This is a genomic window from Niveispirillum sp. SYP-B3756 (assembly GCF_009495745.1).
GTDB lineage: Bacteria > Pseudomonadota > Alphaproteobacteria > Azospirillales > Azospirillaceae > Niveispirillum.
The window spans coordinates 380,580-407,442 of the sequence record NZ_WIDQ01000003.1 but is presented as its reverse complement, the minus strand read 5'-3'; the positions used below and the strand labels follow the sequence as shown (position 1 = coordinate 407,442).

Below are 26,863 nucleotides of genomic sequence, written 5' to 3'. Positions count from 1 at the left end.
CCAGTGCATCCCTCACCGCGCCACCCCCTTCGCCGTCACCGCATCCGTATCGACGACAATTTCCACCCGCCGGTTTTCTGACCGGCGGGTGGGGTCGGTGGTGAGCGGGCGGCTGTCGGCCAGGCCCAGGGCGCCCAGCCGTTCCGGGGGCAGGCCCAGGGCGGCCAGCACGCGCACCACGGCGGCGGCGCGGGCGGCGGAGAGTTCCCAGTTGGAGGGGAAGCGGGCCGTGCTGATGGCCACATCGTCGCTATGCCCCTCCACCGTCACACTGCCCGGCAAGGCGGCCAGGGAGGGGGCCAGCGTGCGCAGCAAATCCACCGCCGCCGGCTGCAAGGTGGCAGAGCCGGAGGGGAACAGGATACGGTCGCGCACCACGATGGCGATCTTGCGGTCCTTCAGGGTGATGTCCACATCCGGCGGCAGACCCGCCGCTTCCAGCTTGCGCAACCATGCCTGTGCGCCGGGTGACAGCGCTGCGGCGGCATTGCTGCCGGCGACCGACGCACTGCCGCTGCGATCCGCCGGGCCGCCCTGGCCGGGCGGGCGGGCGGGGGGTGGTGCCTCGTAATCGGCATCATCTTCCCGATGCAGATTGGGGAAGGGGGAGGGCAGGGGATGGCTGGCCAGGGCCTTGTCCACCTGCTTGGTCGCCTCCCGCTCCTCATCGCTGGGGTTGGACAGGCGGCCATCCATGCCCAGAATCGCCACCATGCCCAGGAACACAGTCATCAGCACCGTGACCATATCCATATAGCTGATGACCCATTCCTCGCTTTCCTCCATCGGTTCCAGCGATTTTTCATGGGGGCGGTGGGGCTGGCGGCGGGCGGCGACGCGGGCGCGCTCGGTCTCCGGTGTCAGGTCACGATCAGCGGCCACCGCGCACCTCGTCGCCGGCATCCAGCAGATAGGTGCGCAATGTCTCCTCAATCACCATGGGGGAGCGGTTGAGATGGGCCAGCACCACGCCTTCCAGCAGAATGTTTAACTGCGCCACCCGTTCGGTGGTGCGCTGTTCCAGCTTGATGGCGATGGGCTTGAACAGCAGATTGGCCAGGATCAGCCCGTAAAGCGTGGCCAGCATGGCCACCGCCATGGAAGAACCGATCAGGCCGATATCGCCCGATCCCAATTGCTTCAACATCCCCACCATGCCGGCCAGCGTGCCCAGCAGCCCGAAGGCCGGCGCGAAGGAGGCCAGCACGCGGAAGAAGCGTGATTGCTTCTGATCGGCCTCCACCTGTTTCTGGATGCGCCAGTTCATCACATGCATGATGTCATCCAGCGAGGCATTATCCACCACCATCTGCAACCCCAACCGCAGAAAGGGGCTGCCCACCCGGCGCACCCGTTCATCGGCGGTCTGGATCTGCCGGCTGAAGAGCTGTTTGGAGACCTCCAGCAGCTCCGCCATTTCCCGTTCCAGGCTGGGCGGACCCTTGAACATGGCGGCGATGGCGGACAGGGCCGCCGTGATCTCATCCCCCCGGAAGGCCAGCAGCGCCACGCAGATGACGCCGCCCCCGACAATCACCAACCCTTCCAGATTGAAGAAGAAGCGCGCATCGCCCCCGGCATAGACGACAAAGGCGAGCAGGCCGATGGTGGCGGCGATGCCGATCAGGCTGGTGAAGACAAGGCCGGAGGAACTGGAACGGGGCATGAAGGGCGGTCCGGATGCTGTTTTTGTGAGGCTGAGGCGAAGAGATGCTTGAGGCCATTTCTTCTACCGTCATTTCAACGCAAGCGCATAGGCTCCGATCGAAAAAGCTGCTTACTCGTCTTTCATCGCCGTCTCATGTCGCCTGAGAAAAGGCTTGTACCAAGTTGTGATACATAAAATTCATCGCAACCTGATACGGCGGCGACCGCCGCCTTTTCTGCTGAAGAGCTGGAAACCACTTTTATATTGTGCGGAAGGGGGTTGGGACATGAGCGAGATCAATCTGATCGCCTTTTCCAAATTTCTTCATGAACGACCATGTTTTGCTGTGGCAAGACGCCACCTTGCGAATTCTATCGTGTGATACTCACCCTGAGAAATCCACGCTCCCAGCAGAATACTTGGTACTGCGCACGAATATTTTTACTGAGCACATCATATTGAATCTGCAATTTTATATAATTCATGTTTTCATACTGGGTACCGCCAAATCTGTTACTGATTGACTCTGATCAAGCGGATGGCATGAGTAAAATATTAACATATGGCCGATAGCGTCGATGGCGGCGTTGCATGAAAGGTTGATGCGTTCCGATGAAACCGGCGACCCTAGACGGGCTGGATATTGGCTATACGAAGATTGCGGCTCCCGAACTGGAAAAGGTTCTGGCTGCCCATCGCCGATTCCTGCAGGGGCAACGCGGTGGGATGCGGGCCAACCTGAAGTTCCATGATCTGTCCTTCGCCGTGCTGCGCAACGCCAATCTGGCCGATGCCGACCTGACCGGCGCCAAAATGAACGGGGCTGACCTGTCGGGGGCCGATCTGCATGGTGCCTGTCTGTTCGGGGCCGATCTGCGCCGCGCCAATCTGCCCTCGGCCAATTTGACCCGCGCCGATCTGCGGGGTGCCGCCATGCGGGGGGCCTGCATGGCCCGCGCCGTACTGAACGAGGCGGACCTGCGCGATGGCTATCTGATGCGGGCCAAGAATGGCGATCTGGCGCCGATGACGACAGAGCACAATACGACCGAACTGTCGGAAGCCAGCATGGTGCGGGCCAATCTCAGCCGGGCCAAACTCTCCAACGCCTTCGTTATCCAGGCCGATTTGCGGGATACCGATCTGCGTGGTGCCGTCTTCGTGCGGGCCGATCTCAGCGGATCGGACCTGACCGGCTGCAATCTGGAAGGGGCTGACCTGTCGGATGCCAACCTGTCCGGCACCCGCCTGGATGGCTGCATCCTCACCCGTGCCCTGCTGCGCAATGCCAACCTGTCGCAGGCCAGCCTGCTGGGTGCCCTGCTGGATGAGGTGGATTTGTCCACCGCTAACCTGTCGGGGGCCGATCTGCTGCGCCGACTGGACAATATCAGCGGCGTTATCGGGGAGGCGTTGCGCCTGCACCGGGAATGGATTGTCACCAATGGCCATAAGGGGGAGCGGGCCAACCTGTCGGCCTTGGACCTTTCCGGTCAGGATCTCTCCAACCTTAATCTTTCTGCTGCGATCCTGAAGCAGACCTCGCTGCGGGGGGCCAACCTGTCCGGCACCGTGCTGGCCATGGCCGATCTGTCCATGGCGGATATGCGGCAGGCCCGGATGCCCCGGGCCGATCTGCGCGGCGCCTGCCTGGAACGCGCCATTCTCTATGAAACCGACCTCAGCAATGTGATCGCCGGCCCCATGGAACTGCGCAATGGCCAGAGCTGGCCAACCAATTTCAGCAAGGCACGGCTCGCCCGTGGGCTGCTGGCCGGGATCGACCTGTCCAGGGCCCGGCTGGATGATTGCGACCTGACACAGGCCAATCTGCAAAATGCCATTCTGCGCGGCACCATCCTGACCGATGCCGTGATGACCCAGGCCGATCTGCGTGATGCCGACTGGACAGATGCCGATATGCGCGGCGCCCGCGGCCTGATGCTGCCCAGCCCGGCATTGGTGTAATTGTAACAATCTTTCCCCTGCGCCATCTGCAACGCAGAAATCTGATCAGCGGGGAGCAGTTTGCGATTGACGGAACGGGCGCCCTCCCATAGCTTCGGCGGCGGGTCACATCCCCCCAACGGGATGCTACTATTCTGGAAGGAATAGCCATAATGGCTGCGCCGAAGCCGGGCAATCGCCCCGCCAATCCGCAATTCTCGTCCGGTCCCTGCGCCAAGCGCCCCGGCTGGTCGATCGAAGCCCTGAAGGGCGCCCTGGTGGGCCGCTCGCACCGCTCCAAGCCCGGCAAGGCTAAGCTGGAGCAGGTGATTACCCTTTCCAAAGAAATTCTGAACATCCCCGCCGATTACCGGCTGGGCATTGTTCCCGCCTCTGACACGGGCGCCGTTGAAATGGCGCTGTGGTCGCTGCTGGGTGCCCGTGGCGTCGATATGCTGGCCTGGGAATCCTTCGGCAAGGATTGGGTCACCGACGTCGTCAAGCAGCTGAAGCTGCCGGATGTCCGTTCCCTGACCGCTGGCTATGGCAAGCTGCCCGACCTTGCCACGGTGGATTTCTCCCGTGACGTGGTCTTCACCTGGAACGGCACCACCTCGGGCGTCCGCGTCGCCAATGGCGACTGGATCCCGGCGGATCGCCAGGGCCTGACCATCTGCGACGCCACCTCCGCTGCGTTCGCCATGGATCTGCCGTGGGACAAGCTGGATGTCGTCACCTGGTCCTGGCAGAAGGTGCTGGGCGGTGAAGCCGCCCACGGGATGCTGGCGCTCTCTCCCCGTGCGGTGGAACGGTTGCTGAACCACACGCCGGCCTGGCCGATGCCGAAGGTTTTCCGCATGGCCAGCAATGGCAAGCTGTCGGAAGGCATCTTCAAGGGGGAGACCATCAACACCCCCTCCATGATCGCCGTGGAAGACGCGTTGGACGGCCTGAACTGGGCCAAGTCCGTCGGCGGCCTGGAAGGGCTGATCGGCCGGTCGGAAGCCAACCTGAAGGCTGTGGCCGACTGGGTTGCCGCGACCGACTGGGTGGATTTCCTGGCGGAGACGGCGGATAGCCGTTCCTGCACCTCCATCTGCCTGAAGATCGTCGACCCCTGGGCGACGGAACAGCCGGCGGAAGCGCAGGCCGACATCGCCAAGAAGCTGACCTCTCTCTTGGAGAAGGAAGGCGTGGCGCTGGATGCCGGTTCCTACCGCGATGCGCCTCCCGGTATTCGCATCTGGGGCGGTGCAACGGTTGAAAATGCCGATATCGTGGCGCTGCTGCCCTGGCTGGACTGGGCCTATGCCACCGTCAAGGCCGGCTGATTTTGTAACTGGTTAAGGTGACCTCCCCTGTCTGGTTCCGGCCGATGGGGGAGGGGCATCGACAGGCCGGAAACCCGTTTCCCGGCGATGATCCATGCCCACACTCACCACTTATCTTTGGCCGGTCCTGCTGCTGGTCGCTTCCAACATCTTCATGACCTTTGCCTGGTACGGGCATCTGAAGTTCAAGTCGGCACCGCTTATCACGGCCATTCTGGCCAGTTGGGGCATTGCCTTCTTTGAATATTGCTTTCAGGTGCCGGCCAACCGGCTGGGTCACGTGGTCTATACAGCCCCGCAACTGAAGATGATTCAGGAGGCGATCACGCTGACCGTGTTCGCCATCTTCTCTGCTTTCTGGCTTGGCGAATCCCTGCGCTGGAACGATTGGATCGCGTTTCTGCTGATCGCCGTCGCCGTCTTCTTTTCCGTTCATGATTGGAGCTGACCCGCTCCTCACCCGAGATATCGGAGCCACCCATGCCCAAGGTTCTTATTTCCGACAGCCTGAGCCCCCGCGCCGTTGAGATTTTCAAGGAGCGCGGCGTTGAGGTCGATGTGAAGGTCGGCCTGAAGCCGGATGAGCTGAAGGCCATCATCGGCGAATATGATGGTTTGGCCATCCGCTCGGCCACCAAGGTGACCAAGGATATCCTGGCCGCCGCCACCAACCTGAAGGTCGTTGGCCGCGCCGGTATCGGTGTCGACAATGTGGACATCCCCGCCGCCACCGCCCGTGGCGTGGTGGTGATGAACACCCCGTTCGGTAATTCCATCACCACCGCCGAACATGCCATCGCCATGATGTTTGCGCTGGCCCGTGAAATCCCGGCCGCCAATGCCTCGACCCACGCCGGCAAGTGGGAAAAGAACCGCTTCATGGGCGTGGAGCTGTTCGGCAAGGTGCTGGGCGTCATCGGCTGCGGCAATATTGGCGGCATCGTCGCTGACCGCGCCGTCGGCCTGAAGATGAAGGTCATCGCCTTCGACCCGTTCCTGTCGCCGGAACGCGCCACCGAAATCGGCGTGGAAAAGGTGGAACTGGAAGATCTGCTGAAGCGCGCTGACTTCATCACCCTGCACACGCCGCTGACCGAAGCGACCAAGAACATCCTGGACGCCAAGGCGCTCGCCAAGACCAAGAAGGGTGTGCGCATCATCAATTGCGCCCGTGGCGGCCTGATCGTGGAAGAGGCGCTGCAGGCGGCCATCGAGGCCGGTCACGTCGCCGGTGCCGCCCTGGACGTGTTCGCGGAAGAGCCGGCCAAGGCCCACCCGCTGTTCGGCAATGAAAAGGTGATTGCCACCCCGCATCTGGGGGCGTCGACCACCGAAGCGCAGGAAAATGTCGCCCTGCAGGTGGCCGAACAGCTGGCCGATTATCTGGTCAGCGGTGCTGTGGTCAATGCGCTGAACATGCCGTCCGTGTCGGCGGAAGACGCGCCGAAGCTGCGCCCCTATATGAAGTTGGCCGAGCAGTTGGGCGGCTTTGCCGGCCAGATCACCGAGACCGGCATCAAGGCCGTGACCATCGAATATGAAGGTCAGGTGGCAGAGCTGAACACCCGTCCGCTGACCGCCATCGTGTTGAAGGGCCTGCTGGGTCCGCTGATGGAATCGGTTAACATGGTCAACGCCCCCGTCATCGCCAAGGAGCGTGACATCAAGGTGAGCGAGACCAAGCGCGAGGTTGCTGGCGATTATCAGACGCTGGTGCGCGTGATTGTGCAGACCGAACAGCGCACCCGCTCTGTTGCCGGTACCCTGTTCGGTGGCGACAAGCCCCGTCTGGTGGAAATCGAGGAAGTACCGGTCGAGGCGGAAGTCACCGACCATATGCTGTTCATCCGCAACGAGGATAAGCCGGGCTTCATCGGCAAGCTGGGCAGCACGCTGGGTGATGCCGGTGTGAATATCGCCACCTTCCATCTGGGCCGTACTGCCCCCGGTGCCAACGCCATCTGTCTGGTCTCGGTCGATCAGGCGGTGTCGGAAGAGCTGCTGGGCAAGATCCAGGGTCTGCCGAGCGTGGTACGCGTAAAGTCGCTGGATTTCTGATCCAGCTCAAGGACGGGGCACCCCGATGGAAACTATCCAAAAGGGGTGCCCCAGCCGGAAAATCGTCACGATGTGTTCGCCGGCTTTGTGCTATGAAGGTGGAACGCCCGGTTTGTCCGGGTCGCTACAGGTCAACCCCTAAGACGCAAGGCCTTTGCAGATGAAGTACGGCAGCGAATCGAGCAATTTCTCCGGCGCTGGCAAGAGCGAGGTTTCCTCCGCCCTCCAGGAAATCAGCCGCGAACTGGAAGGTCTGCGCACCGAGATCGAGAAGGTGGGCACTGTGGCCCAGCAGATCGACGCCATCGCCAAGCAGACCAACCTGCTGGCCCTGAACGCCACCATCGAAGCCGCCCGCGCGGGTGAAGCCGGCAAGGGTTTCGCGGTTGTGGCCGGCGAAGTGAAGAACCTGTCCGGTCAGACCGCCGCCGCAACGGCCGAAATCTCCGCCGTGCTGCAGAGCCTGACCAAGCGCACCCAGCATCTGGGTCAGCTGGTTGAGCGCGCGATCACTCACGCTTGATCACTTACATTTTCGCAAGGGGCGGCACCGGTGACGGTGCCGCCCCTTCGCTATTTCAGCACCCCGCAGAGTCCGTATTCCGGTTTGGTCCATGTTCGCAAAGCCCTTCATCATCATCGGTGCCGGCCCTGCCGGCCTGATCGCCGCCGAGACCATTGCCGCTGCCGGTGGCAAGGTACGCATTTATGACGCCATGCCGTCGCCGGCGCGCAAATTCCTGATGGCGGGTCGGGGCGGATTGAACCTGACCCATAGCGAACCGCTGGACCGGTTCATCGGCCGTTATGGCGCGGCGCGGCCGCTGTTTGACCGGCTGATTCGGTCATTCACGCCGGCTGACCTGCGCGACTGGTGCCATGGGTTGGGGGTGGAAACCTTCGTCGGTTCTTCCGGCCGGGTGTTTCCGAAGGAAATGAAGGCCAGCATCCTGTTACGGGCCTGGCTGCGGCGGTTGGCCGGGCTTGGCGTGGAACTGCATCCCCGGCATCGCTGGGTCGGCTGGACGGCAGCGGGGGCGTTGCGTCTGGCGGGCCCGGCGGGGGAGGTAACCACCGACGGGGCCGCAGCGGTGATTCTGGCCTTGGGCGGTGCCAGCTGGCCACGCCTGGGTTCTGACGGGGGCTGGGCGGAATTGCTGCGCGGTCGTGCCGTGCCGCTGGCGCCGTTCCGCCCCTCCAACAGCGGATTCGATGTGCGCTGGAGCGCCGGCCTGCGGGAGCGGGCGGAGGGGATGCCCCTGAAACGGATCACCGTCACCTTCCGGGATCGCACCGTGCCGGGGGAACTGGTGATTACGGCCCATGGGCTGGAAGGCGGGCCGCTCTATGCCCTGTCCGCCCCGCTGCGCGATGCCATTGAGCGGGATGGGGAGGCGGAGATTCTGCTGGACCTGAAACCCGATCTCACCGTGTCGCAGGTGCAGAATCGGCTGGCGCGGGTGCCCCCGGCCGACAGTGTGGCGAACCGGTTACGCAAGGCGCTGTCGCTGAACCCGCCCGTCGGTGCGCTGTTGCGGGAAGGGGCGGGCGACGCCGACCTGACGCGCAGCATGTGCGTGGCCAGTCTGTTGAAGTCTCTTCCCATCAAACTTTCCGGGATGCAGGGGCTGGAACGCGCCATCTCCACCGCTGGCGGCATCCGGCTGACGGCTCTGGATGACGGGCTGATGCTGAAGGACATGCCCGGTATCTTCGCCTGTGGCGAAATGCTGGATTGGGAGGCACCGACCGGCGGCTACCTGCTGCAGGGCTGTTTTGCCAGCGGCATTGCCGCCGGCAAAACAGCCCTGAGGTATGCGGCGGGTCACTGACCCCGCCGCCCTTTTTGTTCAGCTGACGGCCGGGATGGTGCCGTCATCGACAACGACGCGGTTACGGCCGGACCGCTTGGCCTGATAAAGCGCCATGTCGGCGCGACGCAGCAATTGATCCCCGCTTTCGGTTTTACCATCAGCATCCTGCCGACCGTCGGTGACGGCGACGCCGATGCTGATGGTGACATCGATCTTTTGCACCGGGGCTGCGACGTCGAAGCTGGTTTCGGCAATGCGCTTGCGCAGCCGTTCTGCCACCAGCGTCGCCTGGGTCATGTCCGTATCGGGCATGATGACGACGAATTCCTCCCCGCCCAGCCGGGCGACGAGGTCAAAATTGCGCAGGTTGCGGCTGGCGCGGCCCGCCACTTCCTTCAGCACCTCATCGCCCACGCCATGGCCCCAGCTGTCATTGACCACCTTGAAATGGTCAATATCGAACATCAAGGCGGAGACGGGCTTGGCATTGCCGCCGCTGCGATCCAGCAGCCGGGGCAGGTGGGCGGAGAGATAGCGGCGGTTGAACAGACCGGTCAGGCTGTCGGTCAGCGCCATCGACAGGCTTTGTTCGTAATTGGCGCGCAGCCGATCCTGATAGCGCTTGCGCCTTATCTGCGTGCGGGCGCGGGCCAGCAGCTCATTCCGGTCGATGGGTTTGATCAGATAATCATTGGCGCCCAGCTCCAGCCCCTTGGCCACCCGATCCATGTCAGTTTCATCGGCCATTAGCAGAATGGGGATCTGGCGAGAGCGTTCCTGACTGCGCAACTGGGAGCAGAGCCGCAAGCCATCTTCCCGCATCAGCGTCAGGCTGACGATGATCAGGTCGAATTCCTCATTCAGGGCTAGTTCCAGCCCGGCGGTGCAGCTATCCGTATCCGTCAAATCATCGCGGTCGCGGGCCAGCGTCTCATCAATCTTGTCCAGATCAATGGCACTATCCTCCACCACCAGCACCCGCGCTGCCTCCGCCGTCTGGTTTTGCACCGAATCGGTAGAGACCAACATCCCCAGCTGGCCAGAGGTGCTTTCCCGCAGGCGCCATTCATCCATCATCATTTTCAGACGGACCAGGGAGCGGACGCGGGCAAAAAGCGCCACATCATTGACCGGCTTGGTCAGGAAATCGTCGGCCCCTGCCTCCAGCCCGCGCACCCGGTCGCTGACATCCGAAAGCGCGGTCACCATGATAACCGGGATATGCATGGTGGCCGGGTCGGCGCGAATCCGCTCGCACACCTCAAACCCGTCCATGCCGGGCATCATCACATCCAGCAGCACAATATCCGGTTGATGGGCTTTGATCCGCTCCAGCGCTTCCGGGCCGCTGTTGGCGGTGACAACGTCAAAATATTCCCGCGTCAGCTTTGCCGCGAGGAGTTTCACATTGGGGAGCACATCATCAACAACAAGAACCCGGGCCGACATGGTTTCCTATTCTTCCGTGCCCGGCAGGCGGGCGTCATACGAAATCTTGAACCGTTTGCAGGAATTTTGCCACTGAGATCGGTTTGGCGATATAGGCTTCGCAGCCCCCTTCACGAATCTTCTCCTCATCTCCCTTCATGGCAAAGGCGGTGACGGCGATGACGGGGATGGCCCGCAGCGCGTCATCTTCCTTCAGCCATTTGGTAACCTCAAGCCCGGAAACCTCCGGTAACTGGATATCCATCAAGATCAGGTCGGGATTGTGCAAACGGGCAAGTCGCAGCGCTTCCATCCCGTCGCGGGTCTGCAGCGTCGCATAGCCATGGGCTTCCAGCAGGTCGTTGAACAGTTTCATGTTCAATTCATTATCCTCGACGATCAGGACGAGGGGCCGGGCGCTCTTCTGCTGTGGGCTGTCTGCCGTCGGGGCCATCATTTCTGCACCCATGTTGCATGTCCTGTTCCGACGGGGTTTATGGCACTATGCTGACATACTGTGCGATGCCCGTCGTGGCAAAGAAACAGTTAACCGTTGCTTAGGATTAAGCAGCGGCAAAGGTTAAACATCGGTTATCGGCCCGGCCCCCCTTGTCCCACGCTGATCCCCCTACCGGCCCCGCAGATGGGCTGTGCCGTGATTGCGGGCGACGCCAGACGCCGGCTCGCCGCTGTACCGCCTGCGGGTCGGTGCGGATGCTGGTCCATGCGGAGCTGCACGCGCTGTCCACCGCCCATATCGATTGCGATGCCTTTTATGCCAGTGTGGAAAAGCGCGACCGGCCGGAACTGGCCGATCAGCCGGTAATCGTTGGTGGTGGGCACCGGGGCGTGGTTTCCGCCTGCTGCTATGTTGCACGCCTGTATGGCGTGCGCTCCGCCATGCCGATGTTCAAGGCCCTGTCGCTCTGCCCGACGGCCACGGTGATCAAGCCCGACATGCGCCGATACGCCCAGGTGGGCCGGCAGGTGCGGCAATTGATGGAATCGGTCACCCCGCTGGTGGAGCCGATTTCCATCGATGAGGCCTTTCTGGACCTTTCCGGGACCGAGCTGCTGCATGGTGGCAGCCCGGCCCAAACCCTGGCCCGGCTGGTGCGGCGGATTGAGCAGGAGATTGGCATCACCGCCTCCATCGGCCTCAGTTACAATAAGTTTCTGGCCAAGGTGGCCAGCGATCTGGACAAGCCGCGCGGTTTTGCCGTCATCGGCCGCGCGGAGGCTTTGGATTTCCTGGCCCCCAAGCCGGTGGGCATGATCTGGGGGGTGGGCAAGGCCCTGGCCCAGAAGCTGGACCATGATGGTATCCGCAGCATCGGCCAGTTGCGGGAAATGGATCTGAAATATCTGGTCACCCGCTATGGCAGCATTGGCCAGCGGCTTTACCGGTTTTCCCGTGGGGAGGATGATCGCAGCATCACGCCCCACAGCCCGGCCAAGAGCATTTCCGCCGAAACCACCTTTGATCAGGATATCGCTGCCGGCGATGCGCTGGAAAAGATCATGTGGCCCCTGGCCGAAACCGTCTCCCGCCGGTTGAAGGCGGCCGGGCTGGCGGGCAATACCGTGACGCTGAAGCTGAAAACGCCGGATTTCCGCCTGATCAGCCGTAGCCAGCGCCTGCCCAGCCCGACCCGGATGGCTGACCGCATCTTCCGTACCGGCTGCACGCTGCTGGCGGGGGAGGCCGATGGCCGGCATTTCCGCCTGCTGGGCATCGGCTGTTCTGATCTGGTGGATGGGCGCGATGCCGATCCACCAGATCTGGCTGACCCCGGCCTGCAGCGCCGGGCCCAGGTGGAGCAGGCCATGGATGCGGTGCGGGCCAAACTGGGCAGTGGTGCCATCGTCAAGGGCAGGGGGCTGGGCGGCAAACCACCCCGCGAGCCGGTTTGAATGGGAGCTTAATACCAACCCGCCTAAAGGTTGACCTTTAGGCGGGTTGGAGGCCGGCGACTGCCGGCCCGCGCCCTCATGGGCGCGTAAGCCAAGCTGCCGGAGGCAGCGCCCGGCGCATGAGGGAACGCAAAGTCTCCCTGGATCGGTCACGATCAAGGGAGATTGGTATAAGCCTGCTTCAGCGACCGAAGGTGAAGCGGATACCGGCCAGTGCCGTCCAGCTTTCCGCTAAAGTATGGGGAGCGGCGGCATCGACGCCGGTAAAGGCAAAATCCCCCGGCCTTGTATAGCGCCCATCGGCGAAGAGGGAGAAGCTGCTGCTGACCGGGACGTTCACGCCGACAAATCCCTGATAGCCAAAGCTTTCCCCGCGAGCATCACCGGTGCCCAGACCAAAGGTGAGGCGATCAGCTTCCAGCCGGGTCATGCCGACGCCAATGCCGACATAGGGGGTCATCCAATCCGTCAGCTTCACATCGACCATGGCATTGGCCATCAGGCTGATGGTTCCGGCGGTGTTGGCATCGGGACCACCAGGGGGCAGCGCCAGGGCGTTGCGGCCACGGTAAGAATATTCCAGCTCCACCCGCAGGCTTTCCATGGGCTGCCAACCGGCAGCACTGGACGTGTTGGCGCCGGATACGCTGATGGCCCCGTAACTATCCATCGACAGGGGCACGCCTTGGCCGGAAAGTGTGGAGACCGACCCCGCGTCCGCCCCAGCTGAATCCGCGATCAGGTCCGCCGCATGGGCGGGACCAGCCAGGCAGGTCAGGCACAGGATAAGGGCCGCAAGGCGTTTGGACGTCATCATCCACTCCATATATGTCTAATTTAACGGAGCGGCGGTGAAGAGTCATGCAGGCAAACCGATTTGCCGCATTGTTTCCGTAAGGTAACGGCGTTGTGTGGCGCATTGGGCACGGAAAAAGCTGCCGGGTCAGCGGCGGATAATGCGTGTCCCCCTCATATCGGTTGTCCGGAGATGCAGTTCGCTCTGGCCGAAATCCACGGCGATACTCTCCGCGATGCCCAATACATCCATGCCCAGCACCAGGGCCGGTTCATCGGACAGCCCCAGCCGATCAAAGGCATGGGCCTCCACCAGAATGGCCGCAAGGTTGCGGATCGTCAGACTGCCCAGGCGAACCCGCGGCAGCAGATGCACCGGTCCCTTGATTTCCAGACCTGCCAGATTGACCAGATGTAGATAGCCCAAGGGTTCGGTATTGTTCGACGCCAGGATGCGGGTCAGTAAAGCCTTGTTGAACAATGATCGTTCCGCACCCGTATCAACCAATGCCGGTACGGTGATACCGGCGATCTGAACCGGAACGATCAGCAGATTGTCACCGTGCATACGCCCCTTTATTGTTTCGAAGCCGGAAGGGGGCTGGCGGCGTGAAGGTTCTATGCGGATACGGTCATGTTTGAAGTCCACCATCAGGCGGTGGCCGGCCAGACTGTTGGTGCCGATCACCCCATCGGCACCGGAACGGTCGGCGATCAACATGATGGGGGCAATCACGTTGCGGGTGCTGAAACGCCCCATGTCGAGCTCGCCCAGCCGCATGGCCGGCATCCGCACCGGCCCCAGCACATCATGCACGATCACGTTCAGGCCGCCCCCGGCCGGATCGGGATTAAACCCCATGGCCAGCGCCAGCTTTTCTCCGATCATGGTGCCATTGCAGCCGGTATCCACCAGAAACCGGAAAGGCCCGGCACCATCCACCAGAACCGGTGCCAGCAGGCGCCCCGCCCGATCAGGCCGTGTGGGAATGGCGTGAACCGGCTCAGGCTCCAGCCCGGGAACGGCCGGGGAGGAGGCGAGGGCCGGCGGAAAACCGGCCAGCAACAGGCAGAAAATCCCTGCCCAGCGACGGCATCGCCGCCTAAGAGAGGGCGGTTGCTGATCGGCGCTGCCGGCTGTTTTGTGCCGCATGGTGCCTCCCTCGCGGCACCGTCTTTTGCGGTGCCGTCAATTTCGCGGATTGCCGGCCTTGTTTCTGCCGGGGCGGCTGCCCAGACCTTCCATAATCATACGCCGGTAGGGTTGATTATGCTGTGGTCAAGCCGCATGGCAAAGGGCGCTGGCCCCGCAGCAGAGGCGGGTTTAGGGCCAATTCCCGCCAAACAGAAAGGGCCGGACGTTTCCGCCCGGCCCTTTCATGAAACAAGATCGCTTACCGATTACGGCTTGGCGGCCGGCGCCTGCGGCTGGCCCGGAACCTTCAGCGGCTCCTTGCCCTTTTCGCGGATCACCTTGGCAATCGCCTGCATCGCGCTGTCTGCCTGTGCCTTATCGGCATCGGCAGCTTCATGCGAATAGACGTTCAAAATCCGCAGGGCCTGTTCCTGGCCTGGCTGCTTGGGCAGCTCAATGAACTGCATCAGCACGGCGACATGGATCTTGTTGCCATTGCTGTCACACGACACCGTACCGGTGCGCAGCTTGTAAGCCGTCAGCGTCTCAATCGCGGCGAAGGCGGGCGTATAGGTGCCTTCGCAGCTCTTTTTCAGTTGTTCGGCATAGGTGTCGGAGACCTTAGCGAAGTCGCCGGCCGCTTCTCCCATCGGGAAGCTGCGCACGGAACCCAGCACCTTGTCGCCGATCTGCCAGGCATAGTCACCCGGACGCTGCTGCGGCGGGATCTTGTCCACCGGAATGGCACGGGCTGATTGCAGGCCGGCATCCACCAGCGTCTTGGCCAGGGCCGGATCGATCACCGGTTCACTGGGGGGCGGCAGCTTCAAGGTGCCGGCAACGCCCTGGTCGACGCAGCTGTTGAGGTCGCTGAACGCCTTGGTGGTGCCCTTCAGCTGGAAGCTGGCTGTATCGCCCGGCACCTCAATGGACAGGGTTTTGCCGGAGCTGATCGCCTTGATCAGATCGGCATCGTCGCCCAGACCAATGGCCAGAGCGTTGGGCTGACTGACGATAGCACCCAGTTCGCGCGTCACCTTGCCATCCACCGACAGCTTGACGCCGGTGCGCTGGCCCGGCGGCATCTGTGCGCCGGGAATACCCAGAATCATCTGGGTATGCTTGGTGGGATTGCGCAGGAACAGCAGGTGCAGATTATTGTCGAACTCCGCCCCCACAGCGCACATCTTGAAGGAGCCGTCGGTGAAGACCTGCGGCTGCACCTTCCAGTCGCCCTTCAGATTGCCGGTCTTGGACGGCTTGGGCGGGGTGGCCGGGCCACCCTGCGCCGGGACAGGCGCACCGGGCTTCGGTGCTGCACCCTGTGGCGCGGCCGCCGCGGGGCGCTGCGGCTGTGCCTGCGGTGCGCCAACCGTGCCAGCGGCCGGACCGCCACCGCCGATGGTACCGGCAGCCGGGCTGCCGCCCTGCTGCGGCGTCTGCACCGTACCCGGCAGGATCAGCCCGCCGGCCGGCGGCTGAGCCTGTTCATTGTTGGCGGATTGCGCGGCGGCAACGCCGGCAAAGGAAATGGCCGCGCCGGCAAGCAGCAGGCGGGCGATGGTGGACGACACGGAACGGACCACGGTTTAACAGACCCCTCTCCACAATGGGCGAGCGGACCCTAGGCCAGTGCCGCGGCCAAGGCAAGGGGCGATGAAATGGCCGGCTGCTTTGTCTTGCCGCAGGTCGGCAGCTGGTCAACCGCCGCCTGGTCTTAATAGTGATGGAAAACTGTCAAACAAATATAACCATTTTTGTTTATTTTCGGCTCGCCACTCAGGTGGCCTATATCGTATGAAATAGATAGAGCGGGCCGAGAGGTGCCACCAAGCCTGCGGGCTTTGGCAAATGGGGCAGGGGATGCAGTATGAAGAACCGCGTGTGATTCATCCCGCGCGTTTGCTGCCTGAATGGGCAAGTTCCAATTGCCGCAAGGCCTTGACGGCGCGTTACCTGAATATGCTGTTCAAGGATCATGCCTTCATCCGCATGGTCCATCGCAATTTCTATCCGCTGGGTGACCGGATGTACCGGTCCAGCCAGCCGACGCCGGGACAGGTGGCGGATCTGGCGGCGATGGGGATTCGCACCATCATCAATCTGCGTGGCCGGCGCGAGGGCTGCGGCTCCTATTTCTTTGAGGTGCGGGCCTGTGCCCGCTATGGCATTGATCTGATCGATTTCCGGGTGCGCTCGCGTGACGCACCCTATAAGGAAGATCTGTTTGCCGCGCGGGAGATGTGGAGCCGCATCCGCAGCCCCGCCGTCATGCATTGCAAGGCGGGGGCTGACCGCGTCGGCTTCATGAGCACGCTATATATGTTTGTGGTCGAAGGTCGCCCCCTGGCGGAGGCGCAGCAGCAGTTGAGCTGGCGCTTCGGCCATATCCGCCAAGCCAAGACCGGCATTCTGGATTATTTCTTCGACAGTTTCGCCCGCACCGGCGGGCGAACCGTGGATGAGTTTTATGAGTGGGTCGACAAGGAATATGACCGTGATCAGCTGAAGCGGGACTTCCTTTCCCGCCGCTGGGCCAATCTACTGACCGACGAACTGCTGCACCGGGAATGACCCTGGTGCAGCACTGAATCAGCCGGATGGCTGATGTTGCTGACGCTTGCGCGCGGCCCGGTCCAGCATCACGCAGAGGATGACCACCGGCACGCCGATCATGGCGGTGCCGGCGAAGAAGGCGGCGCTGCCCATGGCCCCGCCGAACTGCGCCTGCAACCCCTCCATCGCCTGACCGGAGAAGCCCTTCAGCACCTTGCCCAGCAGGGCGTAGAAAGAGGTCAGCAGGGCATATTGCGTGGCGGTATAACCGATGCTGGTCAAGCTGGCCATATAGGCGGTGAGCGCCACACCGGCAAAGCCGGTGGCAAAATTATCCACCAGGATGGCGACCCCGAAGACGGTGATATCCGGCCCGGCCAGCGCCATGGCGGAGAAGGCCAGATTGGAGAAGGGGCCCAGAATGGCCCCCAGGATCAAGGTGCGGTTGAACCCCAACCTGACCGAGCAGAGCCCGCCCACCGCGATCCCCAACAGTGAGGCCCAGAGCCCGATGGAGGCGCGCACCGACCCCACCACCTCTTTGGAAAGGCCAAGATCGACATAGAAGGGGTTGATCATCGGGCCGATCAGGAAATCCCCCAGCCGATAGAGCGAGACCACCAGCAGCATCAGCACCGATAATTCCCGGTGCGTACGCAGGAAGGCCAGAAACGGGCCGGCAATGGCATCGAACAGGCCTTTGCCGGTCCAGAGTGGGGCGGCGGCGGCATCGCCGGCCGGCAGGTGGCGTTGGGGTTCCGTGGCCATCAGGGTGGCCACCAGCCCCAACCCCATGGCCAGCCCCGCCACCCCGTAGGAGAGCTGCCAGCCAATCACCGCTGCCAGCAGCAGGATCAGGCTGTCGGTTGCCAGCATGGCGGCGCGATATCCCATCTGGAAGGTGGCGGCCAGCAGCCCCTGTTCATCCCCGTCGGCCGCACTTTCAATGCGCCAGCCATCCACGACAATATCCTGGGTAGCGGACGCAATGGCCGCCAGCAGAGCGAATCCCCCCAGCGCCCAAAGGCCCTGGCCGCCCGAAGGCCCAACGACCGCCATGCCCAGCAGCCCGGCCCCGACCAGCAGTTGCGACAGCACCATCCAGCCCCGCCGCCGGCCCAGCCGCCCCAGCAGCGGCACATCCAGCCGGTCCACCAGCGGGGCCCAGAACATTTTCAGCGAATAGACCACGCCGACCCAGGAGAGAAAGCCGATGACGGCGAGGTTACTGCCCCCCTCCCGCAGCCAGAAGCCCAGCGTATTGCCGGTCAACAGGAAGGGCAGGCCGGAGGAAAAGCCCAGCAGCAGCGCCACCACCACCTTTGGCCGGCGCAGCGACCGCGCCACATCCCGCCATCCTGGTTTGGTCTTTGCCCGCTCCGCCATCGCCATTCGCCTGTTCCGACACTGTTTTCAAGGTGATGGCGCAGTATAGGCGCCGGCCCCGCCGATCGCGCGGCCAATTTGCGCACGAACATTGCGCAGATCGCAGGTGTTTGGGACTGGAAAATACATCGCACTGTCGCTTAAAAAGATTAACCCACCGGTGGAATGCTGGCGATGGGTACCCATATGCGGACCCGCCGGCGAAGAGAGAGGCCAGGCGGTGCTGAATTGACAGGAAGGATGAGGTAGGATCATGCCGACGGATATGCAGAAGGTGGGGACCGCTGGGCGCTGGACGCCTGACAGCTGGCGCGCCAAGCCGATCCGGCAGGTTCCGTTTTATCCCGACGAAGCCAAGCTGAAATCCGTTGAGTCACGCCTGTCCAGTTATCCTCCGTTGGTTTTTGCAGGCGAAGCCCGCAGCCTGAAGGCCCATCTGGGGAAGGTGGCGCGCGGGGAGGCGTTCCTGCTGCAGGGCGGTGATTGCGCGGAAAGCTTCGCCGAATTCCATCCCAACAATATCCGCGACACGTTCCGTGTGCTGTTGCAGATGGCCGTGGTGCTGACCTTCGGTTCCGCCACCCCGGTGGTGAAGGTGGGCCGCTTGGCTGGTCAGTTCGCCAAACCGCGCTCGGCCGATACGGAAGTGATCGACGGGGTGGAGCTGCCCAGCTATCGCGGTGACATCATCAATGGCTTTGATTTCAATTCAGCAGCCCGCGTGCCGGACCCGGAACGCATGGTGCAGGCCTATAACCAGGCGGCGGCCACGCTGAACCTGCTGCGCGCCTTTGCCCAGGGCGGCTATGCCGACCTGCATAAGGTGCATCAGTGGAATCTGGGCTTTGTGGAGAAGAGCCCGCAGGGCGAGCGTTACCAGGATCTGGCCAACCGGCTGGACGAGGCGCTGTCCTTCATGGCCGCCTGCGGCATCACCGGCGCCACCACCCCGCAAATCCGCGAGACGGAGCTGTTCACCAGCCACGAGGCGCTGCTGCTGCCCTATGAACAGGCGCTGACCCGCATCGACAGCACCACGGGTGACTGGTACGACGTGTCCGCCCATATGCTGTGGATCGGCGACCGTACCCGCCAGTATGATGGCGCGCATGTGGAGTTCCTGCGCGGGGTGAAGAACCCGATCGGTCTGAAATGTGGCCCGACCATGGACCCGGATGACCTGATCCGCCTGATCGACATCCTGAATCCGGCTGATGAGGCCGGGCGCCTGACGCTGATCGTGCGCATGGGCTCTGACAAGGTGGATGACAAGCTGGCCCCGCTGGTGCGCCGCGTGCTGCGCGAAGGCCGCCAGGTTGTCTGGTCCAGCGACCCGATGCATGGCAATACGGTGAAATCCTCCAGCGGCTACAAGACCCGCCCGTTTGACCGGGTGCTGGCCGAGGTGCGGGGCTTCATGAATGTCTGCCGGGCCGAAGGTGCTTATCCGGGCGGTGTGCATTTCGAGATGACCGGTCAGGATGTGACGGAATGCACCGGCGGCGCGCAGGCCATTACCGACCATGCCTTGGCGGAGCGCTATCACACCGCCTGCGATCCGCGCCTGAATGCCAGCCAGTCGCTGGAACTGGCCTTCCTGGTGGCCGAAGGGCTGAAAGCGGCCCGCGACGGCCAGCCCAAGGCCCGCGTGGCGGCGGAATAAGGCTGGCTTTCACTCAACTGGTGCGCGCTTGATCTGTGAAAGGCCCCGACCCGGTTGGATCGGGGCCTTTTTCATACGCCCCGCGCCATGTCCAGAAAGGGCAGGAAGGCCTGCGGCTCCTGCGCGCCGGACAGGGCATAACGCCGCTCAAACACAAAACAGGGCACCGCCTGAACGCCCAGTTGCCGCGCCTGCTGATCCCCGGTGCGGATGGCGGCCATATCCGCTTCGCTGTTCAGATAGCTCGCTACTTCTTCTTCCGGCAGACCGGTCGCCATCGCCTGTTGCAGCAGAATCGATGTAGCACCGATATCCAGCCCCTGGGCGAAATAGGCTTCATAGAGGGTGGTTATCATCTCCGTCGACCGGCCGAACCGTTCGGCAAACCGGACCAGCCGATGGGCGTTGGTGGTATTGGGTATGCGGCGCGCCAGGTCCAGGCGCATGGGCAACCCCTCCTTGATGGCGGCCTGTTCCACCATGGCGGAAAGTTGCCGCGCCCGTTCAGCGCTGCCGAACTTGGCCACCAGATATGTCGCCCGGTCCATGCCCCCGGCCGGCAGCTCTGGATTCAACTGAAAGGGCATCCAGCGGATATCGACCGACAGGCCGGGACGCTGCTCCAAGGCCTGTTCCATCCGGCGTTTGCCGATGTAGCACCAGGGGCAGACAAGGTCGGCATAGATCTCGATAAACATGATCTTGGTTCCAGGCGGGTGGATAGAGCGGATCGCCAAAAGGTTAAATCACCTTTTGGCGTGAATCCGCTCGCAGGCAGACTCAGCCAGAGCCATCTGCGCTCGACTAAACACAGGTGGCTCTGGCTGCCAGCCTATGCGAAAGGTGACGTTGCCGCGACTCCCATTGCCGCACCGGGCGCAAGGCTCCATGATGTTACAGCAACATGTCCATAAGATGGATGGACCGGGCTGAGGAAGAGTGGAAGGTAAAGGTCATGGTGGAGGAACGCGCGGAAATACGACATATGGCGGCGGCTTTCGTCTCCCACGTCACCGTGCTGCTGGCCGTCAACCTGACCCACGAGCTGGACCCCGTATTGACCGGCCTGCTGCCGGAGTCGGTGCCGACGGCGGATGAATTGCTGGATGACCATGTGTTGATCGATCAGGTGATCCGCGCCCCATCGGATGAACCAAGACTGGAACGTGCGCTGCAATGGTTCGACCAGCACTGGTTCAGCAGCGATAAAGGTCGGCCGGCAGAATCCATCATCCAGCAGGAACTGAAAAGCTGGCGCGATATGCCGACGATCTTCGATCTGGATGAGGCGATGGATCGTTCGGCTGGATTGCTGGAACAATTGCTGCGCGAATCCACGGATCGGGACAATTCATCCGCCCAGGCCGTGTTAACGGCAGTGCGGGCTTGGCAGGCCGATCCAGCGCGCGATGCCCTGTTACAGGTCAGTACCCTCTGTGAACCTGCCCTGGCACAGGCGGTGGAAGGGCTGCCTTCCACGGAAGCCCTGCGCCAGATCCAGTTTTTTGCCCGCGAGGGTTCCCTGCGGGCGGCCGATTATCTGGCCCTGCATTTCGATACGGCCGCCCTGATGGAATGGCCGGTGGATGAATTGACCATCCTGTTACGCACCCGCTATCCGCTGTTGCGGCAGGAAGACGTCGTTCAATTACTGGCAGAACAGGCAGCGCGCCCCAGGGTCGTGCCGGACATGCAGTTTTCCTGACCGTTGTGGATTTTTGCCAGTGGTCAGGTGGATGCCAGCGGCAATGTCAGCGTTTTAGAGACGATCAGGGCGATATTGTCGCCCTGCACCTTGATGGCCTTGTCCGCCGTGCGGGGCAGCGGGATGCGCAGTTTACGGCAATAGAGGATCAGCATGGCCGCCACCTCGCTCTCCGCCATCTCCACCTCCCGATAGACGCGCGATCCCATGGCCTGGACCTTGACGCCCAGGGAGATCGGGTTGATGCCCCGAATCATCACCGTACCCAGCAGGCCTGGCGGCTGTTTCTGCGGAAACAATTCCCGGTAGGTCTTCACGGCGTCTTTCAACGCCTCAGCGGAAAACAGGATCTGGCGGCTGTCGACGATCATTGGGCTGAATGGAAGACCAAGGTAGGGGATGAAACCGCAGGTTCTATCAGGCTGATTCAGATCATGGCTGCTGCGGTGGCGAGGGCGTTGACTATGCCCAGCCGCGTGCTTTTTAGCGAGGCGAAAAGCGCCTTCGCCGGAAAAGCGACGATAACAAATAGGGGAGGAAAATCATGTCGGCCCAATATCAGGAGATGTATGCCCGGTCACTGGCAGACCCGGTGGGTTTCTGGGCCGATGCCGCCAAGGCCATTGACTGGCTGACCCCGCCCGCCACCATTCTGGATGACAGCGCCGCGCCGCTTTACCGCTGGTACACGGGCGGGATGCTGAATATGTGCTGGAACGCCGTGGACAGGCATGTCGCCGCCGGTCGCGGTGCACAGGCGGCCTTCATCCATGACAGCCCCGTCACCGATACCAAGCGCACCATCACCTATGCCGAGCTGCGCGATCTGGTGGCAGGCTTTGCCGGGGCCCTGGTGGGCGCCGGTGTGGTGAAGGGTGACCGCGTTATCATCTATATGCCGATGATCCCGGAAGCGGCCGTGGCCATGCTGGCCTGTGCCCGTATCGGTGCCATCCATTCGGTGGTCTTTGGCGGCTTTGCCCCGCACGAGCTGGCCACGCGCATCAATGATGCCAAGCCGAAGGTGATCGTTACCGCCAGTTGCGGCATCGAAGGCAGCAAGGTGCTGCCCTATAAGCCGATGCTGGATGCCGCCATTGCAGAGGCCAGCCACAAGCCGGATCATTGCTTCATCGTGCAGCGGCCGCAGGTGCAGGCCCAGCTGCTGCCCGGCCGCGACCTGGACTGGAATGCCGCACTGGCGGCGGCCACGCCCGCCGATTGCGTGCCCATGGAAGCGACCGATACGCTCTACGTGCTCTACACCTCCGGCACCACGGGCCAGCCCAAGGGGGTGGTGCGCGATACCGGCGGCTATGCCGTGGCCCTGCAATGGACCATGGAGCATTTTTACGGAGTCAAGCCGGGGGAAGTGTTCTGGGCCGCCAGCGACGTCGGCTGGGTGGTCGGCCATTCCTATATCGTTTATGGCCCGCTGCTGCAGGGCTGTACCAGCATCTTCTATGAAGGCAAGCCGGTGGGCACGCCGGATGCCGGCGCCTTCTGGCGGGTGATTGCCGATCATAAGGTTGTCGCCTTCTTCACCGCGCCCACCGCGTTTCGCGCCATCAAGCGGGAAGACCCGCAGGCGTTGCTGATCAAGGATTATGATATTTCCAGCCTGCGCACCTTGTTCCTGGCCGGCGAACGCTCCGATCCCGATACGCTGCAATGGGCGGAAGCAAACCTGAAGGTGCCGGTGATTGACCATTGGTGGCAGACGGAAACCGGCTGGCCGATCGCCGGCAATCCGGTGGGGCTGGGCTTGTTCCCGGTGAAATATGGTTCCACCACCAAGCCGCTGCCAGGCTGGGATATCCGCATCCTGGCACCGGACGGGCAGGAGGTGCGGCGGGGCGATATCGGGGCCATCGTCGCCAAGCTACCTCTGCCGCCGGGCACCCTGCCGACGCTGTGGAATGCGGATGACCGATTCCGCAAAAGCTATCTGGCGGATTTTGCCGGCTATTATCAGACTTCTGATGCCGGTTTCATCGACGCGGATGGCTATATCTATGTCATGGCCCGCACTGACGACATCATCAATGTCGCGGGCCATCGCCTGTCCACCGGCGCCATGGAAGAGGTGCTGTCCGGGCACCAGGATGTGGCTGAATGTGCGGTGATCGGGGTGGCCGATGAATTGAAGGGGCAGTTGCCGCTGGGGCTGGTGGTGCTGAAGAAGGGGGTGGATCGCCCTTATGCCGATATCCTGGCGGAACTGGTCAAAAAAGTGCGAGATGAGATCGGGCCGGTCGCCGCGTTCAAACAAGCGGTCATTGTCGATCGCCTGCCCAAAACCCGGTCAGGCAAGATTCTGCGCGGCACGATGCAGAAGATTGCAGACAGCGAGTCTTGGAAGATGCCGGCCACCATCGACGATCCAGCTATCCTGGAAGAGGTGGCGCAAGCCCTGCGCGACGTGGGCTATGCCCGCTAATTGTACGATTATTGCCCATTTGCCCCCTGAAAGTGAGATAAAATGGCAACAAGCATGACGGTTATTTGACAGTGGGCGGTAAAAGATGCGTCAGAATGATTGACCGATTTGCCTGAACTGCATACCTTGCGCATCGTTCGTTCCGGGTTGAACGGGCGGGGCTTCAGGGAAACGGGTATAAAAAAGAGGGCCGCTGCATCGCAGCGGCCCTCATCAATTTCAGGCCTTGGCCATAATACCAATTATACCAGGGGCGCGGTGGTAGTCGCTGCCGTACCGACGGTCAAAATTTTTGACCGTTGGAATTACGCGGCGACAGGGGCGGGAACCGCCTTCTGCGCGACATTGGCAATGATGGGAATAGTGCGGGGCTTCAGGGTTTCCGGCACTTCCCGAACCAAGCTGATATGCAGCAGGCCATTTTCCAGATTGGCCTCCGTCACCCGGATATGGTCCGCCAGCTGGAAACGCCGCTCGAAGGCGCGGCCGGCAATACCGCGATGCAGGAAGGTACCCCCCTCCTGTTCCTTGGCCTTGCCCTGCACGATCAGCAGGTTGGGATGGGCGGTGATGTCGATATCGTCGATGGCGAAGCCGGCCACCGCCATGCTGATGCGATAATTATCGTCACCCAGCTTTTCAATATTATAGGGCGGATAAGCGCTGCCATTATCCTCCCCGTTCATCGCAGCCTCCAGAAGGCGCGTCACGCGGTCAAAGCCGACGGTGGAACGGAACAGGGGCGACAGGTCATAGCTACGCATAGGTATCCTCCATGAGCGATACAGGTGACGGGAACCCCCGATCTCGGCCGGTTCCCAGGCTTTATGGTCCCGGACCCCCGCTTGGGCTGCCCGTCCATGCTATTGAGTTAAGCAGGCCCCGCCCCCGCTTCAAGAGGGGGGCAGGGTGAAAAAAAAACCCCAACCGGGCTGGTGGAAATCGCAAGCGGCCTGCACCATACGCTTTGGGATTGGTTGCCAGCCGGTGCTGTTAGACCTTAGACTGTCTGACAGCGAAACGGCACGGTGAGCGCCGTCAGAGGGGAGACCAGGGTGAGCGGACCGAGCCCCTTCATCGACAAGGCCTATGACGAAACCATGTCCCTGCTGGTGGAGGCGCGCAATTATGTCGCCTTCCAGGAAGGGGTTGATCAGCGCAGTCTGGCACCGAGCCAGCGCCTGCAGGTCTCCTACGAATCAATGCGCGTCACCAGCCGGTTGACCCAGGTCATGGCCTGGATGCTGGCGCAGAAGGCCGTCTATGCCGGGGAGATGACGCAGGCCCGCGCCGTGGGGGAGGAATTCGCCCTTTCCGGCGGGGATATCTGTTCCGACCCTTCCGGGCCGGATAATGCAGATTTGCCGACGGGGCTGCGTTCCCTGTTGGAACGCAGCCACAGCCTCTATATGCGGGTCAGCCGCCTGGAAGACATGGTCCGTCAGGCGGTGGCTTAAATTCCCGCCACCGTCATCCCCTCAATCCGCAGGGTCGGCGCGTCGATGCCATGGCGGCGCTCCAGATCGCTGGCCGGGGTCAGGTTGCGGAACATGTCCTTCAGATTGCCGGCCACGGTGATCTCGCTGACCGGATAGGCGATCTCTCCATTTTCGATCCAGAAGCCGGCGGCCCCGCGCGAATAATCGCCCGTCACCCCGTTGACGCCCTGCCCCATCAGGGAGGTGATGTAGAGGCCCTGGCGGATGTCTGCCATCAGCTCCTTTGGCGTCAGGCTGCCCGGCTGCATATAGACATTGGTGGGGCTGGGGGAGGGCGGGCCACCGGTCCCGCGCGACGCATGACCGGTGGTGCTCAGCCCCAACTGACGGGCTGAGCGCAGGTCCAGCAGCCAGGTGGTCAGCACGCCATCGGCAATCAGCTCCCGCCGCTGGTTGGCAATCCCCTCCGCATCGAACGGTTTGGAGCGCAGGCCGCGCCGCAGATGGGGGTCTTCCACAATGGTGATTCCGGGGGCGAACACCGCCTGTCCCAGCTTATCCTTCAGGAAGCTGGTGCCGCGCGCGATGGCCCCGCCGGAAATCGCCCCGCAGAGCGAGCCGATCATGCCGCCGGACAGGCGCGGATCGATGATCACCGGCACCGATTGGCTTTTCACCTTGCGGGGGTTCAGCTTGGCCACCACCTTTTCCCCAGCCCGGCGACCGATCAGCGCGGGGTCTTCCAGATCGCTGCCGTAAACGGTTGAATGGTAATCATAATCCCGCTCCATACCCGTATCCTGGCCGGCCAGCACAGAGACGGAGAGCGAGCGGCGGGAGACGCTGTAGCCGCCGACAAAGCCATTGCTGGCCGCCAGCACCACATGGCTGCGGCTCCAGCTGGCATCGGCCCCGTCGGAATTGGTGACGCCGGCCACGGCGCGGGCGGCATCCTCCGTCCGCTGTGCCGCCTCAATCAGTTCTTCGGCGGTGGGTTCCACCGGGTCGCACAGATCAAGATCCTGCCAGTCATGGGTGATGGCGTCCGGGGCGGCGATACCGCAATAGGGATCGGGCGGCACGGCGCGCGCCATGGCCACGGCGCGTTCCGCCAGTTCCGCCAGCATCGCCGGCGAACGGTCGGTGGAAGAGACCATGGCCATGCTTTGGCCGACAAAGACCCGCAGGCCCAGATCGCCCCCCTCCGACCGCTCGATTCCCTCCGGCTTACCCAGGCGGGTGGAAAGCGAGAGCGAGGCGCCATCCACCAGCAACGCATCGGCCGCATCGGCCCCGGCGGCACGGGCACGGCGGATCAAATCTTCCAGCAGGTTGGCGGAATCGGCGTCAAAGCGCGGCTTGGTCATCGGCACGGGTCCATCTTGGGCGCCCTCGTCCGGGGCTGTCCCTTTCATCTAGCACCGCCGCCCCAGGGGTAGAAGCCCCCAATCTGTGGCGATCATGTCACAGGGGGAGACTGTTACCAATCCGACAAGTTCGGAATGATCTCCGTCATCTTTTAGAGAGGGGGAAAGGGATATCGTGCGTATCAGACCAGGGGCACGAAATCATGACCGAAGGTCACGCTTTCGTGCCCCTCAATC

General features: G+C 62.6%; 24 protein-coding genes. 12 read left to right on the top strand and 12 right to left on the bottom strand.

Annotation, left to right across the window (positions count from 1 at the left end; all coding sequences use genetic code 11):
• Positions 1 to 12 precede the first annotated feature (12 nt).
• Together GE253_RS08920 and GE253_RS08915 are read right to left on the bottom strand one after the other, a co-directional pair.
• Positions 13 to 882 (bottom strand): OmpA family protein, encoded by an 870-nt coding sequence (locus GE253_RS08920; protein WP_173012566.1) that lies wholly within the window; start codon positions 880 to 882, stop codon positions 13 to 15.
• Positions 872 to 1,666 (bottom strand): MotA/TolQ/ExbB proton channel family protein, encoded by a 795-nt coding sequence (locus GE253_RS08915; RefSeq protein ID WP_153203771.1) that lies wholly within the window; start codon positions 1,664 to 1,666, stop codon positions 872 to 874. The genes GE253_RS08920 and GE253_RS08915 overlap by 11 nt, the downstream gene beginning before the upstream one ends.
• A 594-nt stretch (positions 1,667 to 2,260) precedes the next feature.
• On the opposite strand from GE253_RS08915, the gene GE253_RS08910 reads away from it, so the two are divergent.
• The 6 genes from GE253_RS08910 (at position 2,261) to GE253_RS08885 (ending at position 8,816) form a co-directional block, all read left to right on the top strand.
• Positions 2,261 to 3,616, top strand: a complete 1,356-nt coding sequence (locus GE253_RS08910; protein ID WP_153203770.1) for a pentapeptide repeat-containing protein — start codon at positions 2,261 to 2,263, stop codon at positions 3,614 to 3,616.
• Between the two features lie 152 nt (positions 3,617 to 3,768).
• A complete protein-coding gene (locus tag GE253_RS08905; RefSeq protein WP_153203769.1) occupies positions 3,769 to 4,926 on the top strand; it encodes a phosphoserine transaminase in 1,158 nt (385 codons plus the stop codon).
• Positions 4,927 to 5,020: 94 nt separating this feature from the next.
• Complete coding sequence (locus GE253_RS08900) at positions 5,021 to 5,374, top strand: DMT family protein (protein ID WP_153203768.1); 354 nt, start codon at positions 5,021 to 5,023, stop codon at positions 5,372 to 5,374.
• A 32-nt stretch (positions 5,375 to 5,406) separates the two neighbouring features.
• Positions 5,407 to 6,984: a phosphoglycerate dehydrogenase gene (gene serA, locus GE253_RS08895; RefSeq protein WP_153203767.1), complete on the top strand. Its 1,578-nt coding sequence runs from the start codon at positions 5,407 to 5,409 to the stop codon at positions 6,982 to 6,984.
• 160 nt (positions 6,985 to 7,144) lie between these two features.
• A complete protein-coding gene (locus tag GE253_RS26495) occupies positions 7,145 to 7,507 on the top strand; it encodes a methyl-accepting chemotaxis protein (RefSeq protein ID WP_089286580.1) in 363 nt (120 codons plus the stop codon).
• A 91-nt stretch (positions 7,508 to 7,598) separates the two neighbouring features.
• Positions 7,599 to 8,816: a TIGR03862 family flavoprotein gene (locus GE253_RS08885; protein WP_153203766.1), complete on the top strand. Its 1,218-nt coding sequence runs from the start codon at positions 7,599 to 7,601 to the stop codon at positions 8,814 to 8,816.
• Positions 8,817 to 8,834: 18 nt separating this feature from the next.
• On the opposite strand, the gene GE253_RS08880 is transcribed toward GE253_RS08885, so the two are convergent.
• Both GE253_RS08880 and GE253_RS08875 read right to left on the bottom strand, forming a co-directional pair.
• The gene (locus GE253_RS08880) at positions 8,835 to 10,247 is read right to left on the bottom strand and encodes a PleD family two-component system response regulator (RefSeq protein ID WP_153203765.1); all 1,413 of its coding nucleotides are present in this window, start codon (positions 10,245 to 10,247) and stop codon (positions 8,835 to 8,837) included.
• A gap of 34 nt (positions 10,248 to 10,281) precedes the next feature.
• The gene (locus GE253_RS08875; protein WP_153203953.1) at positions 10,282 to 10,680 is read right to left on the bottom strand and encodes a response regulator; all 399 of its coding nucleotides are present in this window, start codon (positions 10,678 to 10,680) and stop codon (positions 10,282 to 10,284) included.
• A 155-nt stretch (positions 10,681 to 10,835) separates the two neighbouring features.
• On the opposite strand from GE253_RS08875, the gene GE253_RS08870 reads away from it, so the two are divergent.
• Positions 10,836 to 12,140, top strand: a complete 1,305-nt coding sequence (locus GE253_RS08870; RefSeq protein ID WP_153203764.1) for a DNA polymerase IV — start codon at positions 10,836 to 10,838, stop codon at positions 12,138 to 12,140.
• 181 nt (positions 12,141 to 12,321) lie between these two features.
• On the opposite strand, the gene GE253_RS08865 is transcribed toward GE253_RS08870, so the two are convergent.
• The 3 genes from GE253_RS08865 to GE253_RS08855 form a co-directional block, all read right to left on the bottom strand.
• Positions 12,322 to 12,957 carry a P44/Msp2 family outer membrane protein gene (locus GE253_RS08865; RefSeq protein WP_173012565.1) on the bottom strand — a complete coding sequence of 212 codons (636 nt, stop codon included), beginning with the start codon at positions 12,955 to 12,957 and terminating at the stop codon, positions 12,322 to 12,324.
• Positions 12,958 to 13,083: 126 nt separating this feature from the next.
• The gene (locus GE253_RS08860) at positions 13,084 to 14,088 is read right to left on the bottom strand and encodes a retropepsin-like aspartic protease (protein ID WP_153203762.1); all 1,005 of its coding nucleotides are present in this window, start codon (positions 14,086 to 14,088) and stop codon (positions 13,084 to 13,086) included.
• A gap of 248 nt (positions 14,089 to 14,336) precedes the next feature.
• Positions 14,337 to 15,656 (bottom strand): hypothetical protein, encoded by a 1,320-nt coding sequence (locus GE253_RS08855; protein WP_153203761.1) that lies wholly within the window; start codon positions 15,654 to 15,656, stop codon positions 14,337 to 14,339.
• A 277-nt stretch (positions 15,657 to 15,933) separates the two neighbouring features.
• On the opposite strand from GE253_RS08855, the gene GE253_RS08850 reads away from it, so the two are divergent.
• Positions 15,934 to 16,644: a tyrosine-protein phosphatase gene (locus tag GE253_RS08850; protein WP_173012564.1), complete on the top strand. Its 711-nt coding sequence runs from the start codon at positions 15,934 to 15,936 to the stop codon at positions 16,642 to 16,644.
• A gap of 18 nt (positions 16,645 to 16,662) precedes the next feature.
• On the opposite strand, the gene GE253_RS08845 is transcribed toward GE253_RS08850, so the two are convergent.
• Positions 16,663 to 18,018, bottom strand: coding sequence for an MFS transporter (locus GE253_RS08845; RefSeq protein ID WP_211101399.1), 1,356 nt, complete (start codon positions 18,016 to 18,018; stop codon positions 16,663 to 16,665).
• 247 nt (positions 18,019 to 18,265) lie between these two features.
• Between GE253_RS08845 and GE253_RS08840 the strand changes: the two genes are divergently transcribed.
• Positions 18,266 to 19,675 carry a 3-deoxy-7-phosphoheptulonate synthase class II gene (locus GE253_RS08840; RefSeq protein ID WP_173012563.1) on the top strand — a complete coding sequence of 470 codons (1,410 nt, stop codon included), beginning with the start codon at positions 18,266 to 18,268 and terminating at the stop codon, positions 19,673 to 19,675.
• A gap of 71 nt (positions 19,676 to 19,746) precedes the next feature.
• Here GE253_RS08840 and GE253_RS08835 read toward each other — a convergent pair whose 3' ends face one another.
• Positions 19,747 to 20,373: a DsbA family oxidoreductase gene (locus GE253_RS08835; protein ID WP_153203759.1), complete on the bottom strand. Its 627-nt coding sequence runs from the start codon at positions 20,371 to 20,373 to the stop codon at positions 19,747 to 19,749.
• 257 nt (positions 20,374 to 20,630) lie between these two features.
• Here GE253_RS08835 and GE253_RS08830 point away from each other — a divergent pair, with 257 nt between their 5' ends.
• Positions 20,631 to 21,380 carry a hypothetical protein gene (locus tag GE253_RS08830; protein ID WP_211101398.1) on the top strand — a complete coding sequence of 250 codons (750 nt, stop codon included), beginning with the start codon at positions 20,631 to 20,633 and terminating at the stop codon, positions 21,378 to 21,380.
• Positions 21,381 to 21,403: 23 nt separating this feature from the next.
• On the opposite strand, the gene GE253_RS08825 is transcribed toward GE253_RS08830, so the two are convergent.
• A complete protein-coding gene (locus GE253_RS08825) occupies positions 21,404 to 21,751 on the bottom strand; it encodes a hypothetical protein (RefSeq protein ID WP_153203757.1) in 348 nt (115 codons plus the stop codon).
• 173 nt (positions 21,752 to 21,924) lie between these two features.
• Between GE253_RS08825 and GE253_RS08820 the strand changes: the two genes are divergently transcribed.
• Complete coding sequence (locus GE253_RS08820) at positions 21,925 to 23,820, top strand: propionyl-CoA synthetase (RefSeq protein ID WP_153203756.1); 1,896 nt, start codon at positions 21,925 to 21,927, stop codon at positions 23,818 to 23,820.
• Positions 23,821 to 24,125: 305 nt separating this feature from the next.
• Here the strand turns inward: GE253_RS08820 and GE253_RS08815 are convergent, their stop codons facing one another.
• A complete protein-coding gene (locus GE253_RS08815) occupies positions 24,126 to 24,584 on the bottom strand; it encodes an Hsp20 family protein (RefSeq protein WP_089286724.1) in 459 nt (152 codons plus the stop codon).
• 291 nt (positions 24,585 to 24,875) lie between these two features.
• Between GE253_RS08815 and GE253_RS08810 the strand changes: the two genes are divergently transcribed.
• Positions 24,876 to 25,277: a DUF1465 family protein gene (locus GE253_RS08810; protein WP_348770800.1), complete on the top strand. Its 402-nt coding sequence runs from the start codon at positions 24,876 to 24,878 to the stop codon at positions 25,275 to 25,277.
• Here the strand turns inward: GE253_RS08810 and GE253_RS08805 are convergent.
• Positions 25,274 to 26,626, bottom strand: coding sequence for a TldD/PmbA family protein (locus GE253_RS08805; RefSeq protein ID WP_153203755.1), 1,353 nt, complete (start codon positions 26,624 to 26,626; stop codon positions 25,274 to 25,276). The two genes, GE253_RS08810 and GE253_RS08805, sit on opposite strands and share 4 nt — an antisense overlap.
• Positions 26,627 to 26,863: the final 237 nt, after the last annotated feature.

Bases quoted from the DNA above. Each gene is read 5' to 3' on its own strand.
- GE253_RS08885 (WP_153203766.1), top strand. From the start codon at position 7,599: ATGTTCGCAAAGCCCTTCATCATCATCGGTGCCGGCCCTGCCGGCCTG.
- serA (WP_153203767.1), top strand. From the start codon at position 5,407: ATGCCCAAGGTTCTTATTTCCGACAGCCTGAGCCCCCGCGCCGTTGAG.
- GE253_RS08875 (WP_153203953.1), bottom strand. From the start codon at position 10,680: ATGGCCCCGACGGCAGACAGCCCACAGCAGAAGAGCGCCCGGCCCCTC.
- GE253_RS08915 (WP_153203771.1), bottom strand. From the start codon at position 1,666: ATGCCCCGTTCCAGTTCCTCCGGCCTTGTCTTCACCAGCCTGATCGGC.
- GE253_RS08805 (WP_153203755.1), bottom strand. From the start codon at position 26,626: ATGACCAAGCCGCGCTTTGACGCCGATTCCGCCAACCTGCTGGAAGAT.
- GE253_RS08865 (WP_173012565.1), bottom strand. From the start codon at position 12,957: ATGATGACGTCCAAACGCCTTGCGGCCCTTATCCTGTGCCTGACCTGC.
- GE253_RS08860 (WP_153203762.1), bottom strand. From the start codon at position 14,088: ATGCGGCACAAAACAGCCGGCAGCGCCGATCAGCAACCGCCCTCTCTT.
- GE253_RS26495 (WP_089286580.1), top strand. From the start codon at position 7,145: ATGAAGTACGGCAGCGAATCGAGCAATTTCTCCGGCGCTGGCAAGAGC.
- GE253_RS08850 (WP_173012564.1), top strand. From the start codon at position 15,934: ATGCAGTATGAAGAACCGCGTGTGATTCATCCCGCGCGTTTGCTGCCT.
- GE253_RS08845 (WP_211101399.1), bottom strand. From the start codon at position 18,018: ATGGCGATGGCGGAGCGGGCAAAGACCAAACCAGGATGGCGGGATGTG.
- GE253_RS08815 (WP_089286724.1), bottom strand. From the start codon at position 24,584: ATGCGTAGCTATGACCTGTCGCCCCTGTTCCGTTCCACCGTCGGCTTT.
- GE253_RS08830 (WP_211101398.1), top strand. From the start codon at position 20,631: ATGGTGGAGGAACGCGCGGAAATACGACATATGGCGGCGGCTTTCGTC.
- GE253_RS08840 (WP_173012563.1), top strand. From the start codon at position 18,266: ATGCCGACGGATATGCAGAAGGTGGGGACCGCTGGGCGCTGGACGCCT.
- GE253_RS08825 (WP_153203757.1), bottom strand. From the start codon at position 21,751: ATGATCGTCGACAGCCGCCAGATCCTGTTTTCCGCTGAGGCGTTGAAA.
- GE253_RS08835 (WP_153203759.1), bottom strand. From the start codon at position 20,373: ATGTTTATCGAGATCTATGCCGACCTTGTCTGCCCCTGGTGCTACATC.
- GE253_RS08905 (WP_153203769.1), top strand. From the start codon at position 3,769: ATGGCTGCGCCGAAGCCGGGCAATCGCCCCGCCAATCCGCAATTCTCG.
- GE253_RS08900 (WP_153203768.1), top strand. From the start codon at position 5,021: ATGCCCACACTCACCACTTATCTTTGGCCGGTCCTGCTGCTGGTCGCT.
- GE253_RS08910 (WP_153203770.1), top strand. From the start codon at position 2,261: ATGAAACCGGCGACCCTAGACGGGCTGGATATTGGCTATACGAAGATT.
- GE253_RS08820 (WP_153203756.1), top strand. From the start codon at position 21,925: ATGTCGGCCCAATATCAGGAGATGTATGCCCGGTCACTGGCAGACCCG.
- GE253_RS08880 (WP_153203765.1), bottom strand. From the start codon at position 10,247: ATGTCGGCCCGGGTTCTTGTTGTTGATGATGTGCTCCCCAATGTGAAA.